The organism is Bradyrhizobium sp. NAS80.1 (genome assembly GCF_001908205.1).
In the GTDB taxonomy this organism is placed as follows: Bacteria; Pseudomonadota; Alphaproteobacteria; order Rhizobiales; family Xanthobacteraceae; genus Bradyrhizobium.
On record NZ_LGHL01000037.1, the window covers coordinates 26,839 to 42,866 of the forward strand.

Consider the following 16,028-nt stretch of genomic DNA (forward strand, 5'->3'; position numbering starts at 1 on the left):
CGAGGTGAAGGAAGCGCCTACAACACCGCCGCCACTTCCGCCGCCGTGGGCATCGACGGACCTGCGCCCATCCGCTGTACGCTGATCGAGGCGGCGGCGTTGGCGAAGGTGAGCGCGGCGCGCAAGGCCGCGCCGCCAGCCAGTTGCGCGGCGAGCGCGCCGACGAAGCAATCGCCCGCGCCAGTGGTGTCGACCGCCTTCACCACGCGGCCGGGCACCGAAAGCTCCTCGCGGCCGGCGAGCGCGAGCACCCCGCGTTTGCCGAGCGTGACGCAGATGGTCTGGTCCTCGCGCGCCTGAAGCTGCCGCGCCACATTGATGATCCGCTCCGGCTCATCATCCTCGGAGAGCTCGGTGCCGGCGAGGAAGCCGAGCTCGGTCTCGTTCAGCACGAGGATGTCGACGAGCGCGAGCAGCTCGCTGGACATTGTCTGCGCCGGCGCCGGGTTGAGCAACGTGGTGGTGCCGGCCGCACGAGCCCGCCGGAAGAACGCTGCGATCGTCGGCAACGGAATCTCGAACTGGCTGACCGCGACATCGCCCTTCGCCAGCGGCGCATCCGCGACGTCATCAGCGCTGACCAGCGCATTGCTGCCGGGAATGACGACGATCGTGTTGTCCGCCTCCGCCACCGTGATGATGGCGGTGCCGGTATGCGCCTCGGCCGTCTCGCGGATAGAGCCGAGATCGATGCCCTGATTGCCGAGGAACGTCCTCAGCTCAGCCCCGAATGAATCCTTGCCCAGCCGGCCGATCAGCGCGGTCTCGGCACCGAGCCGCGATGCGGCGACCGCCTGGTTCGCACCCTTGCCGCCCGGAAAATAAAGCACCTGCCGGCCGGCGACGGTCTCGCCGACCTTGGGATGGCGATCGGCCGTGGCCACCACATCCATGTTGATGCTGCCGGCGATGAAGACGCGCCCCATGAATCCCTCTACGAAGTCACACCCTACGAAGTCTCAGACCCTGACTTCGAACTCGTGCCTGACTTTGGCGATGTCGACAAGGGTCGGCAGGCCGGCCTCGTTGCCGAGGCGCTGGATCTTGAAGGTCGAGGCGGCGCGGGCGAAGTCGAAATGCTCGCGCCAGCTTTTGCCGGGATGGGCGAGGTAGGAATAGACGTAGGCGCCGTGGAAGACGTCGCCGGCGCCGTTGGTGTCGATCACGCGCTCGCGCGGGATCGGCATCGCCGGCATGGTCTCGACCGCGCCGGTCTCGTTGTACCAGAGAAGGCCCTTCTCACCCATGGTGACGCCGCCGATCTTGCAGCCGCGGCTCTTGAGATAGTCGAGCATATTCTCCGGCGTCAGGTCCATCTGCTCGCAAAGCCGTTCGGCGACGATCGCGACGTCGATGAATTCCAGGAGTTCATGCGTGTTGGTGCGCAGGCCGCCGCCGTCGAGCGAGGTCAGGATGCCGGCCTCGCGGCAGACCTTTGCATAGTGGATCGCGGCGTCCGGCTGGTGGCCGTCGATGTGCAGCGCGCGGCAGCCGCCGAGATTGAGCATCGGGAACGGATGGATGTGCTCGTCGTCGCGGCAGCGGACGATGGCGCGCTTGCCGTCCTTGGGCATGATGAAGGACAGCGAGGACTGGTTCACCTTCCGCCCGTGCAGCGAGATCGCGTATTTCGCGCACATGTCCTGGAACATGCGCCCCAGCCAGTCATTGGCTGCCGTGGCGATGAGATCGGGCACGATACCGAGCTTGGCGCAGCAGAACGCCGCCGTGACCGCATTGCCGCCGAAGGAGACCGCGTAGTCCTTTGCCACGTGCTTTTCGTCGCCGGTCGGCATGTGGTCGGTGATGAAGACGACGTCGATATAGGTCTGTCCGATAAAGAGAGCCTGCATTGGTTGTCCGTGATGCGCTGGGTGGTCCCGGCCGGCGGGCTTACTCTAACACCGGTTCCGCTCCGGGGACGCTGAAATTATTCGCAAAACTGCCGCCGGAGCGCTTGAGGTCAGCATGGTGCCGGAATACGACCGTCACCGGCCAATGCCAAGCCCGGACAAACGCCGTCTTTCGGTCCATTGTTCCAGGTCGATCAAATGGGGGAAATATGATCACCGGCCTCGATCACGTCGTCGCTCTGGTCAAGGATATCGGGGCGGCCAAGGCGGCCTATCAGACGCTGCTTGGGCGCGCGCCGGCCTGGCAGAATTCCGGCGAAGGCGCCGACCGCGTGCTGTTCACGCTGGAAAACATGTCGATCGAACTGATGGCGCCGAGCGGCTCCAGCGTGACCGCGGACCGCATGCGCGCGCTGCTCGACGACCATGAAGGCGTGCTCGCCAGCCTGTGCTTTCGTGTCGCAGACATGAGCAAGATGCACCGGCGGCTGGAGCGGGTGGCGCTCAAGCCGGGTGGCGTCGCCGAGGTCGAAAGCACTGACGTCGAGAGCGGTGCGGTTCTGCACTGGAAGCGCACGCGCGCCGCCACCGAACTCACACGCGACGTGCGCATGTTCTTCCTCGAGCTCGCCACGGAGCGGCCACTCTCGGCTGTGACCGACATCGCGCCGATCGACGGGCTCGACCACGTCGTGATCACCACCGAGGATTGCGACCGCGCCGCCGCGCTCTATGGCGCGAGGCTCGGGCTCGACCTGGCGCTCGATCGCTCGCACCAGGATTGGGGCCAGCTGATGTTCTTCCGCTGCGGCGACCTCATCGTCGAGGTGGTGCGCCGGCCGGTGGCGGGCGGCGATTCCAACCATGACCGCCTCTGGGGCCTGAGCTGGCGGGTGGCCGACATCGACGCCACGCGCGCCCGCCTGATCGCCGCCGGCCTCGACGTCACCGAGGTGCGGAACGGCCGCAAGCCGGGCACGCGGATCATGACCGTGCGGAGCGGCACCTGCGGCATCCAGACCGTGCTGCTGGAGCGTTCGCCGAAGCCGGTGGATTGATGGTCAGTCTCTCCGCTCGTCATTGTGAGCGTAGCCGCGCAAAAGCTTTCGTGTCCCGGACGCGCTGCAACGCTCCATAGCGCGTCGAAGACGCGCGTGAACGCGCTTATGGCGTTGCTGCGCAGAGCCGGGACCCAGAAGCCGCACAGAGAATCTCTGTGCAATGGGCCCCGGCTCTGCAGCGCATCGCTGAAGGGCGCTGCGCTGCGTCCGGGGCACGAGATCATTCTCAAACGCCCGCGCGCATGTTACATGCGTCTTGTGAGCACTCAGCGAGCAAGCGGTTTGGCAAAGGCAAAGCGAAATCTGAAATGGCAGCGCGATCCCGAGGGGATGCGGCTGCGCATTCTCGAAGCCGCCAAGCAGGAGTTCTCGACCCATGGGCTCGCCGGCGCGCGCGTCGATCGCATCGCGGCCAAGGCCGGCGCCAACAAGCGCATGCTGTACTATCACGTCGGCAACAAGGACGAGCTCTACCTCGCGGTGCTCGAAGGCGCCTATGACAAGATCCGCAGCGAGGAGCGGGGGCTCGATCTCGAACATCTCGATCCGCCCGAGGCCATCCGGCGGCTGATCGAGTTCACCTGGAACTACTTTCTCCGCAACCCGGAATTCCTGTCGCTGCTGCAGACCGAGAACCTTGCGCGCGCAAAGCATTTGAAGCGCTCGACCAAGGTCAAGTCGATGCACTCGCCCTTCGTCGAGATGATTCGAACCGTGGTCAGGCGCGGCGTTGACAGCGGCGATTTCCAGGTCGCCGTCGATCCCGTGCAGCTCTACATCTCGATCGCGGCGCTCAGCTTCTTCTATCTCTCCAACTCGGCGACGCTCAGCGTGATCTTCGGCCGCGACCTGCTCGCCAAGGACGCCAAGGACGAGCGGCTGGCGCACATGGTCGGCCTCGTGGTGGCCGCGCTCACGGGACGGTCGGCCGCGCTGTTCGAGATCGCGAAGGCGCCGAAGTCGCGCGCGGCCGTGGCACAGACGGTCTAGTTGCGCAGTCAGTGCCCCGGACGCAGCGCAGCGCCCTTGCGGTGCGCTGCAGAGCCGGGGCCCATGTCGCCGCGCTTGCCGTGCTGTTTTCTGGGTTCCGGCTCTGCGCAGCAGCGCGCGAGCGCTGCAGCGCGTCCGGGACACGGATAGTCCCACCACCCGCCAAAGGTCTGGAACCGGCGCAAAACGTCACAGGGAAAGCGCTGGACAGTATTTATCCAACGGGTTAATTACTCCCACGAACGACGAAGAATGCCGGGAGTGAGACGTGGCCGAGCCGAAGCCGCAAGGTGCGGTGTCCAAGATGCTGAATGCGGCCTGGGTGCGGCCGTTATTGTTCCTCGTCTTCATCGTGGTCGCCTGGGATCTTTCGATCCGGCTGTTCAAGATCCCCGCCTATCAGATCCCGTCACCTGCCGATGTCGTCGCGGTGCTGCGCACCGACTGGCCCGAACTGCTGCGCCAGTCCTGGCCGACGACCTATGCAACCGTCTGCGGCTTTCTGCTGTCCGCGCTGTTCGGCATTCCCGTCGCAATGCTGATCGCGGGCTCCAAGACGGTGGAGAGCTACGTCTATCCGCTTCTGGTGTTCTCCCAGTCTGTGCCGAAGATCGCGATCGCGCCGCTGTTCGTGGTCTGGTTCGGCTTCGGCATCATTCCGAAGGTGATCTCCGCCTTCCTGCTCGGCTTTTTCCCGGTGGTCGTCTCCGCCGTGCAGGGTTTCAAATCGGTCGACCCTGATATGGTCGATCTCGCCCGCGCGATGCAGGGGAGTCGCTTCCAGGTCTTCCGCGCGGTGAACTTGCCGCATGCCCTGCCGGCGATCTTCTCCGGGCTCAAAGTGTCGGTGACGTTGGCCGTGGTTGGCGCTGTCGTCGGCGAGTTCGTCGGCTCCAATTCCGGCATCGGCTACGTCATGCAGCGCTCGATCGGAACCTTCGACCTGCCGACGATGTTCGCAGCCCTCGTGATCCTGGCGCTGCTCGGCGTGATCCTGTTCTGGATCGTGGACCGGATCGAGAAGCTGATCATTCCCTGGCATGTCAGCCAGCGCGAAGACGTCATTTTCGCCTCGTAAACCAACGAACGGCCACCAACGGCCGAAGCAACAAGGGCAAGGGAGACTGATGATGAAGCGATTGATTGGGGCTGTCTCGGCGGCGCTGTTGGTATTCGCGGCCATGCCGGCGCAGGCAGCTGACAAGGTCGTCCTGATGCTCAACTGGTACGTCTATGGCGAGCACGCGCCGTTCTATTACGGCAAGGCCAAGGGCATCTACGCGGCCGAGGGCATCGACCTCGAGATCCAGGAAGGCCGCGGCTCCGCAGCGACTACGCAGGCCGTCGCCGCCAAGACCGCCGATTTCGGCTATGTCGACGTTCCCACCATGATGCGCGCGGCGATCAAGGGCGCGCCCGTGATCGCGACCGGCGTGCTGCTCCAGACCAGCCCGATGTCCGCCATGGGCTTTGCCGACAAGAACATCAAGAAGCCCGAGGACATCAAGGGCAAGACAGTGGCGATCACGCCGGCCGATTCCATGACCCAGATCTGGCCGCTGTTCCTGAAGAAGACGGGCCTGAAAGAGAGCGACTTCCACACGGTTGCCGGCGACGGCCAGACCAAGCTCAATGCAGTTATCAACGGCCAGGCCGATCTGCTGCTCGGCTACGTCATGGACCAGTCGATGAAGATCAAGGACGCCACCGGCAAGGACGTCTATCCGATCAAGTTCGCCGACTACGGCATCAACATGGTCTCCTCGGGCATCATCGCCAACTCCGACTATGTGAAGGCCAACGCCGATCTCGTCCGCCGCTTCATGTCGGCGACGACCAAGGCGGTCGAGGCCGCCGAAAAGGAGCCGAAGGCCGCGGCCCAGTCGATCCTCGATGCCAACCCGAAGGGCGGCAAGATCGACACGCTGACGCAGGGCTTTGAGCTGACCATTCCGCTCTACCGGACGTCCGAGACCAAGTCCAAGCGGCCGTTCCAGGTCACCGACCAGAACATGACCGACTCGGTCAATCTGATGGTCGAATATGGCGGGCTCGACGCCAAGGCCAAGGAGAACCCGAAGGCCTTCTACACCAACGACTATCTGCCGAAGAGCGGCTCGTGAAACCAGCGACAATATCGAGTGACACCGTGCAGCCGGCCGCGCATCTGAGACTGGTGAGCGACCGGGCTGGTGGCGATGCGTCGGGCATCAAGCTGTCCGGCGTGTCGAAGACCTATCGGACGCGCGACGGCGATGTGCCGTCGCTGCGGCCGCTTGACTTCCACATCAACGACGGCGAGTTCTTCGTCGTGGTCGGCCCGTCCGGTTGCGGCAAGTCCACGCTGCTCAAACTGATCTCGGGCTTGCTGCCGCCGACCACCGGCGAGGTGCTGGTCGAGGGCGAGAAGGTGACGAAGCCGCATGGCAATGTCGGCATCGTGTTCCAGAACGCGTTGCTGCTGCCATGGCGCAACATCCTCTCCAACGTCATGCTGCCGATCGACATGAAGCGGCTGCCGCGACAGGAATATCTCGATCGCGCCAAAGCGCTGCTGAAGCTGGTCGGTCTCGAAGGGTTCGAGAAGAAGCTGCCCTGGCAGCTCTCCGGCGGCATGCAGCAGCGGGCGTCGATCTGCCGCGCGCTGGTACATGATCCCAGGATCATGCTGATGGACGAGCCGTTCGGCGCGCTCGATGCGCTGACGCGCGAGCGCATGAATGTCGAGCTGATGCGAATCCAGCGCGAGACGAAGAAGACCGTGCTCCTGATCACGCACTCGATTCCGGAGGCGGTGTTCCTTGCCGACCGCGTGCTGGTCATGACCGAGCGGCCGGGTGCGGTCGCTGCGATCTACGACGTGCCGCTGCCGCGCCCGCGTTCGCTCGATGTGATGGCCGACCCTGTCTTCACCGAGCTCGTGCAGCGCATCCGCAAGCATTTCTTCTCGCAAGGCTCGCTGGACTGACCACCATGGCACCGCGTCTGAAGCTGCGAGACATCGCATTCTTCGAACGTCCCGTGCATTTCGCGCGGCCGTTCCGCTTTGGCGCGATCACCATCAACGCGACCCAGCAACTCTTCGTGCGGGTCGAGATCGAGGTCGAGGGCAGGGGAACGGCGATCGGCGCCAGCGCCGAGCTGCTGGTGCCAAAATGGTTCGACAAGCGACCGGAGCTATCGCCGGCGCAGACGGTCGACGGCTTGCGCCGCTCGCTGGAGATCGCGCGCGGCCTTTATCTGGCTCGGACTGGATTTCTGACGGCGTTCGATCTGCATGCCTCGTGCATCGGTGCCCAGGTCGCGACTTGTGAGAAAAAGAATATCCCGGCGCTTGCCGCGGCTTATGGTCCCGCGGAAATCGACAAGGCGGTCCTCGATGCGCTGCTGCGCGCCGCGGAGACCAACTTCTTCGATGGAATGGCCGGCAACATCGCGGGCATCGATGCGCGGCTCTCGCCAGACCTGACGGAAATGGACATCACAGCGTTTCTCTCCGGCCGGAAGCCGCTGCAGCACGTTGCGATCAGGCATACTGTCGGCCTCGACGACACCGTCGAGGGCGAGGGCGGTGTTGCCGATGCACGCGAGAACGCCGGTGCCAATTACTTCAAGCTGAAGCTGTCGGGCGATCCCGCCGCCGATGCGGCACGGCTGGCGCGCATCGGCAAGGAGCTCGATACGCTGGGACGCGGCTACAAGGTGACGCTCGACGCGAACGAACAGTACGCCGATCTCGCCGCGCTGCGCGCGCTGATAGACCAGCTCGATCTCGATGCCGCATTGCGACCGATCGCGTCGCGATTGCTCTATGTCGAACAGCCGATGCCGCGCGACATTACGCGGCAATCGCCGCTCGGCTCGCTGGCGGCACACGGCTTCATCATCGACGAAGCCGATGATTCCTACGATGCGTTTCCGGCGGCGCGGGCGCTCGGCTATTGCGGCATTTCCTCGAAGTCGTGCAAGGGCCTCTACAAGTCCGTCGTCAACGCGACGCGTGCGGCGAAATGGAGAGCGGGTGGCGAGAGGTTCTTCGTGACCGGTGAGGACCTCACCTGCCAGGCGGGCCTTGCCGTGCAGCAGGATCTCGCGCTTGGTGCCCTGATCGGCCTCACCCACGCCGAGCGCAACGGCCATCACTATGTCGACGGCTTTGGCGAGACGCCGGCCGCTGAAGCGCAGGCCTTCGCAGCCGCGCATCCCGATCTCTATGCCGATGCCGGGCAGGGCATCCGCCTCTCCATTCACAACGGCGATCTCCTGACGGGATCGCTCAACGCAACGGGCTTTGCGACGTCGGTCCATCCGGACTGGTCGGCGCTTCGCCCGCTCGAACAGCCAAAATCACTTCAGGAGCACTCGGCATGACCACCCAACGCCTCGGCCTCATCATGAACGGCATCACCGGCCGCATGGGGCTCAACCAGCATCTGATCCGCTCGATCGTCGCGATCCGCGACCAGGGCGGCGTCAGGCTGAAGAACGGCGACCGCGTGATGCCCGATCCGATCCTGGTCGGCCGCAGCGCCGAGAAGGTCGAGGCGCTCGCCAAGCGGTTCAACATCACGCGCTGGACCACCGATCTCGATGCGGCCCTCGCCGACAAGAACGACACCATGTTCTTCGATGCCGCGACCACGCAGGCCCGGCCGGGCCTTTTGACCCAGGCCATCAATGCCGGCAAGCACGTCTATTGCGAGAAGCCGATCGCAACGAACTTCGAGGAAGCCGTCGAAGTCGTGAAACTTGCGAACGCCAAGGGCGTCAAGCACGGCACCGTGCAGGACAAGCTGTTCCTGCCCGGCCTGAAGAAGATCGCCTTCCTGCGCGACTCCGGCTTCTTCGGCCGCATCCTCTCGGTACGCGGCGAGTTCGGCTATTGGGTGTTCGAAGGCGGCTGGCAGGAGGCGCAACGGCCGTCCTGGAATTACCGCGACGAGGACGGCGGCGGCATCATCCTCGACATGGTCTGCCACTGGCGCTACGTGCTCGACAATCTCTTCGGCGAGGTTGAGAGCGTAGTCTGCATCGGCAACACCGACATCCCCGAGCGCTTCGACGAGCAGGGCAAGAAGTACAAGGCGACCGCGGACGACTCCGCTTATGCGACGTTCCAGCTCAAGGGCGGCGTCATCGCGCACATCAACATGTCCTGGGTGACGCGCGTCTATCGCGACGACCTCGTCACCTTCCAGGTCGACGGCACGCACGGCTCGGCCGTTGCAGGGCTGACCGACTGCATGATCCAGGCGCGGCAGGCGACGCCCCGGCCGGTGTGGAATCCCGACGAGAAGCGGCTGCACGATTTCTACGGTGACTGGCAGAAGCTGCCGGACAACGTCACCTACGACAACGGCTTCAAGGAGCAGTGGGAGATGTTCATCCGCCACGTCTACGAGGATGCGCCGTACAAGTTCACCCTGCTCGAAGGCGCCAAGGGCGTCCAGCTCGCCGAATGCGCGCTGAAAAGCTGGAAGGAGCGGCGCTGGATCGACGTCGCTCCGATCAAGGCCTGAGGAGGGAGCCATGAACAAGCCCGTCCAGCCGATGTCGTCATTATCGCTGAAGCTGCCGAAAGCTGACCGGTCCATCGAGATCTATCGGCTCGCGGCGTCGCGGAGCTTTCCCGCAAAGCTCGAGGGTGCGCTGAACCGCATCGCCTTCTCGGCCGTGCACACGGTCGTCGATCCCTTCGCGGACAACGATCCCTGGCTCTCGGTTGCCGTCGACTGGGACAAGACCATCGCCTTCCGCGAGCACGTCTGGGACCTCGGCCTTGGCGTTGCGGAAGCGATGGACACTGCGCAGCGCGGCATGGGGCTGGACTGGCCGACTTCGCTGGAGCTGATCACCCGCTCGGTGTCTGCCGCCAAGCGGCGCAACGCGCTGGTGTTCTCCGGCGCGGGCACGGACCACCTCGCGGTCGAGGATGCCAAGACCATCGATGATGTGATCCGCGCCTATGAGGAGCAGATTTCGGCGGTCGAGAAGGTCGGCGGCCGCATCATCCTGATGGCATCCCGCGCGCTGGCCAAGCTCGGCCGCAACGCCGACGATTATGCAAAGGTCTATGACCGCGTGCTGTCGCAAGTTCGTGAGCCCGTGATCATCCACTGGCTCGGCGACATGTTCGATCCGGCGCTGACGGGTTATTGGGGCACCAGGGATCTCGACAAGGCGATGGACACGGCGGTGGCCATCATCAACGGCAATGCCGGCAAGGTGGACGGGGTGAAGGTCTCGCTGCTCGACAAGCAGCGCGAGATCGACATGCGCCGGCGGCTGGACAAGCGCATCAAGATGTATACCGGCGACGACTTCAACTACGCGGAGCTGATCGCCGGCGACGAGCAGGGTTTTTCGCACGCACTGCTCGGCATTTTTGATGCGATCGCGCCCGCTGCCTCCTACGCACTGTCGCGGTTAGCTGCGGGCGACGAGGCCGGCTTCCACGACGTGCTGGGGCCGACGGTGCCGCTGTCGCGCCACATCTTCAAGGCGCCGACGCGCTTCTACAAGACGGGCGTTGTGTTCATGGCTTACCTCAACGGCCATCAGGATCACTTCACCATGGCCGGCGGCCAGGAGAGCACGCGTTCGATGCTGCATCTGGCGGAGCTATTCCGCCTGGCCGATCAGGCGGGCCTGCTCGCGAATCCGGAGCTGGCGACGCGGCGGATGAAGACCGTGCTGGCTTCGCACGGGATCGAATCCTGATGCGCGATTTCTCGTCCGACCATCGCTGGCTGTCGCTGAACACGGCGACAGTCCGCAAGCAAGGTGACCTCGTTCAGATCATCGATGCCTGTGCAAGGCATGGCATTCGTGCCATCGACCCCTGGCGCGACCAGGTGGCTTCCGTCGGTCTCGATCGCGCCGTGCGCGCGGTGCGCGATGCCGGCCTCGATCTCTCGGGCTATTGCCGCGGCGGCATGTTCACCTCGGACGCGTCGCGCCGGGGCGAAGTGCGTGACGACAACCGGCGCTGCGTCGATGAAGCCAAGGCGCTGGGCGCCTCCTGCATCGTGCTGGTCGTCGGCGGCCTGCCGCAATATTCGCGGCCGGGCAGCAAGGCGTCCAAGGACATCACGGGAGCGCGCGAACAGGTCGAGGAAGCCCTGGCCGACATGCTGGACTACGCCAGACAGGCCAAGCTGCCGCTGGCCATTGAGCCGTTGCACCCGGCCTATGCGGCCGACCGCGCCTGCGTGAACACCACAAAGCAGGCGCTCGACATCTGCGACCGGCTCGATCCCGGTCGTACCGGCTTGCTCGGAGTCGCGCTCGACGTCTATCACATCTGGTGGGATCCGGAGCTGATGGGCCAGATCGCGCGCGCCGGCAAGGATCGCCTGCTGGCCTTCCATGTCTGCGACTGGATGGTACCGACGAAGGACATCCTCAATGACCGCGGCATGATGGGCGACGGCGTCATCGACATCAAATCGGTGCGCGCCGCGGTCGAGGCGGAAGGCTATGCCGGCTATTCGGAGATCGAGATTTTCTCGAACGACTGGTGGGGCAAGCTGATCGACGAGGTACTGCGCACCTGCATCGAACGGCACCGAAGCGTGGTTTAGGAATCGGCACCTCAAGCAATGTTGGTGGCGGTCACTGGCTTGCCGTCTGGGGCAGCGTGTTGAAGCGCGCCTTCTGCTCGCTGCTCAGCGTCGCATAGAACTCGTCCAATGCCGGCTGCACCCGATTGGCTGCTTCCAGCATGGCTTCGAGCCGCTTCTGCATTGCTTCGAGGCGCCCCACCGGCGTCAGCGGCACGTCATCCGGGCAGGCAGCCTGCAGGGCTTTAACCGCCTGATTGGTTGCGTCGCTCAATCGCTCGAGCGCTTCCTTTTGCTTGCCCGCCGGATGGACCACCGCCTCGATCCGCTCAATCGGGAGCTGCGTCAGGCTGGATTTCGGATCGCCGCAGCTTTCGGACTGAGCATTGGCTTCCTGCTGTTGCGGGCGCTCGCCGATATTGGGGCCGAGCGTGTTGAAACGCGCCTGCTGCTCATCGCTGAGCGAGCCATAGAACTTTTCGAGCGCCGGTCGCACGATCTTCACCGCCTCCAGCGTGGCGCTGACGCGGTTCGTCATCGCGCGCAAGCGGCCGGGTGGCGTCAGCGCATAGGAATCATTGCAGGACTGCTTGAATGCATCGGCGGCCTGTGCCGCGGCGGTCTTCAAGTCGTCGAGCAAGGTGCGCTGCTCGGGCGTCGGCCGTACTGCCTGGGTGATCGACGCGAACGGCCATGCGGTCACGCCCTTGTCCGGAGCATCACACAATTGTCGTAGCGTCTGCGGGCTTACGCTGGCGCCCCGGCGCGCGCGGTAGCTGGCACCGGCTTGCGGATAGTCATTCGGGTTGATGCTGGCATAGGCGGAATAGGCGCCATCCCCGCCCCAGAACACGGTGTCGACGAAGTCGTCGTAGGCATAGGCCCAATAGCCGGGGTCGTACGCGTAGGACCAGAACGTGTAGTCAAAAATATCGGAATAGGCATACGGCCAGAACACCGGCCCAAGCCACGCCACGAAGACCGCAGGATGACGGTGCCGCCAGGCCTGCCGGGGAGCCCAGCCGCTCTGGCGGGTGATGAGCGCCGCTTCGCTTTGCGAAGTGGCATGCTCGCGGAAACGCTCCGTAAATCGCCCGCGCTCGGCGGCCTGGACGGCGGCGGCAGTGGCGGCTCGCCCAACTGTCGTCGGCTCAGGTCCGAACCGCTGCAGGCGCGCCTGATCCCGCTGTTGCATGCTCTGTTCGCGTTGGAGCAGCCGGTTCTGTGTCTGCAGCGCCCGCTCCTGCGCACGCTGGGCCCGTAGGCCTTCCGGCTTCTGCGACTGCAATTGCTGGACGCGCTGCTGCATGCGATCGATGCGGCTCTGCCGCTCCGCGCTCTGGCGCGTCAGCGCGTCGCGCTGGCGTTGTTGCGTGATCTGCTGGCGTTGCTGGATTTGCTGCTGACGCTGTTGCGCGCGCTGTTCCACCTGCTCCTGTCGCGATGGCCGCGCGCTCACGGCCGGCGGTGCGCGTCGGGGTGAGGGGGCGGCGATGTGCGGTGTCGGCCGCGGTGCCATGGCCGGACGTTGTGGCGCAGTCGGCGCGCGACGGATTTCAGGCCGCGGTGCCGCGATATGAGGAACCGGCCGCGGCGTCGGTGAGGCCATGTGAGGCGCTGGATGCGGTGCCATTGCCGGCCGCTGCGGCATGGCTGGTGGATGGAACGCCGGCGCGGCAGGACGCGCCATGGCTGGCGGCGCCGCCGGACGGGCCATCGGCGGTGGTGCGGCCGGTCGAGCAGCCGGCGCTGCCGGCCGTGCTGGTGGTCCACCTCTTCCATGTTCCTGGGCGGGCGCGCCGACATTCGCCGCCAGCATGGAGGCGCCAATCAGGAAAGCCGTAAGGCAAACGCCACGCGAAAGCATGGCAGCTCTCCGCTTGTCCAGTCGCCCGCAACGGTTAAACGCGCGAGCGACCAAATGGTTCGACCGCCGCCGGCATTGCCGTATTCCGACGCAGGCAGGCCTTACGCCAAATCCCGTGTAAGGGTGGCCGCGATCCGTTCCAGTGCCCAGTCGACCTGGTCGCTGGTGATCACCAGCGGCGGGGCGAAGCGGATCGTGTGCTCGTGGGTATCCTTGGCGAGGATGCCTTCGAGCTGCAGAGCCTCGCAGTAGCGACGCGCGCGTCCGGCCTCGCGATTGAGCTCGACCGCCAGCATCAGCCCGCGTCCGCGCACCTCGCGGACGGTGTTGGCGCGGATGCTTTTCAGGCCTTGCAGGAAGCGCTCGCCCTGCACCGCAGCGTTCTCAATCATTCCTTCCTCGACGAGAACGCGCAGCGCCGCGCGCGCCACCGCACAGGCGAGCGGGTTGCCGCCAAATGTCGAGCCATGCTGGCCGGGCTTCAGCGTGCCGAGGACCTCGTTGTTGGAAAGCACGGCCGAGACCGGATAAAAACCGCCGGACAAGGCTTTGCCGAGCAGCGTCACATCCGCCTCGATGCCCTCGTGCTGCTCCGCGAGCAGCTTGCCGGTGCGGCCAAGCCCGGTCTGGATCTCGTCGAGGATCAGCATCACCTCGTGCGCGGTGCAGAGCTCGCGCACTCCCGTGAAATAGCCTGCCGGTGGAATGATGACGCCGGCTTCGCCCTGGATCGGCTCGACCAGGAACGCGACTGTGTTCGGCGTTATCGCCGCTTCCAGCGCTGCGAGATCGCCGAACGGAATGATCCTGAAGCCCGGCGCGAAGGGTCCGAAATGTTCGCGCGTCGCCGCGTCGGTCGAGAAACCAACGATGCCGAGGGTGCGTCCATGGAAATTGTTGGCGCAGACGATGATCTCGGCTTGACCGTCGGGCACCCCCTTCACCTCATAGCCCCACTTGCGCACGGACTTAATCGCGCTTTCCACCGCCTCGGCGCCGCTGTTCATCGGGAGCACCTTGTGGGAGCCGGTCAGCTCCGCGATCTCTTCGTAGAAGGGAGCGAGCTGGTCGTTGTGGAATGCACGCGAAGTCAGGGTTAGTCGGCCGGCCTGTTCGACCATCGCAGCCAGGATTTTCGGGTGGCAGTGGCCCTGGTTGAGTGCCGAATAAGCGGAGAGGCAATCAAGATATCGGTTGCCGTGGGTGTCCCAGACGTACACGCCTTCGCCGCGCGACAGGACAACGCCGAGCGGCTCGTAATTGCGGGCGCCGAAGCGCGCCTCCCTCGCGATGAAATCGGTCACTGGCGGACTACTCATCCTTCGTCACTCCAGCTCATACGTCTCGCGTATTCTAACCGATCATGCGCGGCACATTCAGAAATTCTCAGCCGATGGAGCAGGGCACGCTCAGGAAGCCGCGGAACCGCACCCGTCCGCCTCGCACCGGCTGGCCGCTCACGGCATAGTCCGGGAATCGTGCCAGGAAGTGCGAGATCGCGATGGCGCCTTCGAGCCGCGCCAGCGCCATGCCGGCGCATTGATGCGCGCCGGTGGCGAAAGCGAGATGCCGGTTCGGCGTGCGCGCGATGTCGAAGCGTTCGGGGTCCGAAAACTGTGCAGGGTCGCGATTGGCCGCGCCGATGCACAACGTCACCGACGTGCCGGCATCGAGCACGACGCCGCCAAGTTCGACCTGCTCCGTGGTCATGCGGTTGCCGAGCTGGTTCGAGCTCTCGTAGCGCAGCATCTCCTCGACGGCGGTCTTGATGAGTTCGGGATTGTCGATCAGCCGCTGCTTCTGGTCCGGGTTCCGGTCCAGTGCCACGAGACCGTTGCCGATCAAATCGGTGGTGGTCTCGTGGCCGGCATTGAGCAGGAAGATGCAGTTGTGAAGCAGTTCCTTCTCGGTCAGCCGTTCGCCATTCTCCTCGCCCTGGATCAGGCGCGTCAGCACGTCGCGCTCGGGATTGCCCGGCTTCTCGCGCCGGCGCGCGACCAGCGTTTTGAGGTAAGCGAGGAAATCCTTCACCGCCTTGTTGCCGCGCGCAGCGACCTCGGACGACACCACCGGCTCGAGCGCGCCCAGGATTGCCAGCGACCAGTCACGCAGCGGCTCGCGCTCGTCGTGGGGCACGTCGAGCAGATTGCCGATCACCTCGATCGGGATCGAGGCGGCGAAGTCGTCGATCAGCTCGCAGCTTCCTTTGGCGGCGATGGCGTCGAGCAGGCCGTCGACCAGCTTGATGATATCAGGCTCCATCCCTGCGATCGCGCGTGGCGACAGCGCGCCCATGATCAGGCGCCGCACGCGGGTGTGCGAGGGCGGATCGTTGAAGACGAGGCTTGTGGTGTGGTGCTCGTAGAGCGGTGTGTCGCCGTATTTCGGCGCGAACTCGCGCTTCTTGTCCGAGCTGAAGGACTTGGTGTTCTTGTAGGTCGTGACGAGGTCGTCATAGCGGGTCAGGAACACGGTGCCGTTCGGCAGGCGCTTGACCGGCTCGTTCTCCCGCAGTGCACGATAGGTCGGGTAGGGATCGTCGTAGAATTCGGGCGTCAGCTTCTCCAGATCGAAATTGGCCGCCAGTTCTTTCGCACTTGCGTTCATGCCGCCATACTCGCCGGTTGAGACCGATATGCCGTTTTCGCTCTTTCGAGCGCTTCGGATCACCGTCTACAGTCGTGCCGTGATTTGC

At 64.8% G+C, this 16,028-nt stretch carries 15 protein-coding genes; 10 read left to right on the forward strand and 5 right to left on the reverse strand.

Annotation, left to right across the window (positions count from 1 at the left end):
* Positions 1-17: 17 nt before the first annotated feature.
* The gene (gene rbsK / locus AC629_RS09155; RefSeq protein WP_084804420.1) at positions 18-926 is read right to left on the reverse strand and encodes a ribokinase; all 909 of its coding nucleotides are present in this window, start codon (positions 924-926) and stop codon (positions 18-20) included.
* Positions 927-959: 33 nt separating this feature from the next.
* Positions 960-1,853 (reverse strand): sugar kinase, encoded by an 894-nt coding sequence (locus AC629_RS09160; RefSeq protein ID WP_084804422.1) that lies wholly within the window; start codon positions 1,851-1,853, stop codon positions 960-962.
* 209 nt (positions 1,854-2,062) lie between these two features.
* On the opposite strand from AC629_RS09160, the gene AC629_RS09165 reads away from it, so the two are divergent.
* From AC629_RS09165 to AC629_RS09205, 9 genes are all read left to right on the forward strand, one after another.
* A complete protein-coding gene (locus tag AC629_RS09165; RefSeq protein WP_084804424.1) occupies positions 2,063-2,911 on the forward strand; it encodes a VOC family protein in 849 nt (282 codons plus the stop codon).
* A 285-nt stretch (positions 2,912-3,196) separates the two neighbouring features.
* Positions 3,197-3,904 (forward strand): TetR/AcrR family transcriptional regulator, encoded by a 708-nt coding sequence (locus tag AC629_RS09170; protein WP_210419011.1) that lies wholly within the window; start codon positions 3,197-3,199, stop codon positions 3,902-3,904.
* Positions 3,905-4,172: 268 nt separating this feature from the next.
* A complete protein-coding gene (locus tag AC629_RS09175) occupies positions 4,173-4,982 on the forward strand; it encodes an ABC transporter permease (protein WP_084804428.1) in 810 nt (269 codons plus the stop codon).
* Between the two features lie 52 nt (positions 4,983-5,034).
* A complete protein-coding gene (locus AC629_RS09180; protein ID WP_084804555.1) occupies positions 5,035-6,027 on the forward strand; it encodes an ABC transporter substrate-binding protein in 993 nt (330 codons plus the stop codon).
* On the forward strand, positions 6,024-6,872 hold the full coding sequence (locus AC629_RS09185; protein WP_084804429.1) for an ABC transporter ATP-binding protein: 849 nt from the start codon (positions 6,024-6,026) through the stop codon (positions 6,870-6,872). Before AC629_RS09180 ends, AC629_RS09185 begins: the two co-directional genes overlap by 4 nt.
* Before the next feature lie 5 nt (positions 6,873-6,877).
* A complete protein-coding gene (locus AC629_RS09190; RefSeq protein ID WP_084804431.1) occupies positions 6,878-8,275 on the forward strand; it encodes a beta/alpha barrel domain-containing protein in 1,398 nt (465 codons plus the stop codon).
* Entirely contained in the window at positions 8,272-9,423 is a 1,152-nt protein-coding gene (locus AC629_RS09195; RefSeq protein ID WP_084804433.1) for a Gfo/Idh/MocA family protein, read from the forward strand. The genes AC629_RS09190 and AC629_RS09195 overlap by 4 nt, the downstream gene beginning before the upstream one ends.
* A gap of 10 nt (positions 9,424-9,433) precedes the next feature.
* Entirely contained in the window at positions 9,434-10,624 is a 1,191-nt protein-coding gene (locus AC629_RS09200) for a dihydrodipicolinate synthase family protein (RefSeq protein ID WP_084804434.1), read from the forward strand.
* A complete protein-coding gene (locus tag AC629_RS09205) occupies positions 10,624-11,487 on the forward strand; it encodes a sugar phosphate isomerase/epimerase family protein (protein ID WP_084804437.1) in 864 nt (287 codons plus the stop codon). Before AC629_RS09200 ends, AC629_RS09205 begins: the two co-directional genes overlap by 1 nt.
* Before the next feature lie 31 nt (positions 11,488-11,518).
* Here AC629_RS09205 and AC629_RS09210 read toward each other — a convergent pair whose 3' ends face one another.
* Entirely contained in the window at positions 11,519-12,895 is a 1,377-nt protein-coding gene (locus tag AC629_RS09210) for a Spy/CpxP family protein refolding chaperone (RefSeq protein ID WP_245331768.1), read from the reverse strand.
* A gap of 14 nt (positions 12,896-12,909) precedes the next feature.
* On the opposite strand from AC629_RS09210, the gene AC629_RS48460 reads away from it, so the two are divergent.
* A complete protein-coding gene (locus AC629_RS48460) occupies positions 12,910-13,311 on the forward strand; it encodes a hypothetical protein (RefSeq protein WP_245331769.1) in 402 nt (133 codons plus the stop codon).
* A gap of 123 nt (positions 13,312-13,434) precedes the next feature.
* On the opposite strand, the gene rocD is transcribed toward AC629_RS48460, so the two are convergent.
* Together rocD and AC629_RS09225 are read right to left on the reverse strand one after the other, a co-directional pair.
* Positions 13,435-14,652 carry an ornithine--oxo-acid transaminase gene (rocD, locus tag AC629_RS09220; protein WP_084804444.1) on the reverse strand — a complete coding sequence of 406 codons (1,218 nt, stop codon included), beginning with the start codon at positions 14,650-14,652 and terminating at the stop codon, positions 13,435-13,437.
* Positions 14,653-14,719: 67 nt separating this feature from the next.
* Positions 14,720-15,940: a cytochrome P450 gene (locus tag AC629_RS09225; RefSeq protein ID WP_084804446.1), complete on the reverse strand. Its 1,221-nt coding sequence runs from the start codon at positions 15,938-15,940 to the stop codon at positions 14,720-14,722.
* Between the last annotated feature and the right edge of the window lie 88 nt (positions 15,941-16,028).

Coding starts and splice junctions, on each gene's coding strand:
- AC629_RS09195 (WP_084804433.1), top strand. CDS start 8,272: ATGACCACCCAACGCCTCGGCCTCATCATGAACGGCATCACCGGCCGC.
- AC629_RS09160 (WP_084804422.1), bottom strand. CDS start 1,853: ATGCAGGCTCTCTTTATCGGACAGACCTATATCGACGTCGTCTTCATC.
- AC629_RS09190 (WP_084804431.1), top strand. CDS start 6,878: ATGGCACCGCGTCTGAAGCTGCGAGACATCGCATTCTTCGAACGTCCC.
- rocD (WP_084804444.1), bottom strand. CDS start 14,652: ATGAGTAGTCCGCCAGTGACCGATTTCATCGCGAGGGAGGCGCGCTTC.
- AC629_RS48460 (WP_245331769.1), top strand. CDS start 12,910: ATGGCCGCGCGCTCACGGCCGGCGGTGCGCGTCGGGGTGAGGGGGCGG.
- rbsK (WP_084804420.1), bottom strand. CDS start 926: ATGGGGCGCGTCTTCATCGCCGGCAGCATCAACATGGATGTGGTGGCC.
- AC629_RS09165 (WP_084804424.1), top strand. CDS start 2,063: ATGATCACCGGCCTCGATCACGTCGTCGCTCTGGTCAAGGATATCGGG.
- AC629_RS09225 (WP_084804446.1), bottom strand. CDS start 15,940: ATGAACGCAAGTGCGAAAGAACTGGCGGCCAATTTCGATCTGGAGAAG.
- AC629_RS09180 (WP_084804555.1), top strand. CDS start 5,035: ATGAAGCGATTGATTGGGGCTGTCTCGGCGGCGCTGTTGGTATTCGCG.
- AC629_RS09200 (WP_084804434.1), top strand. CDS start 9,434: ATGAACAAGCCCGTCCAGCCGATGTCGTCATTATCGCTGAAGCTGCCG.
- AC629_RS09205 (WP_084804437.1), top strand. CDS start 10,624: ATGCGCGATTTCTCGTCCGACCATCGCTGGCTGTCGCTGAACACGGCG.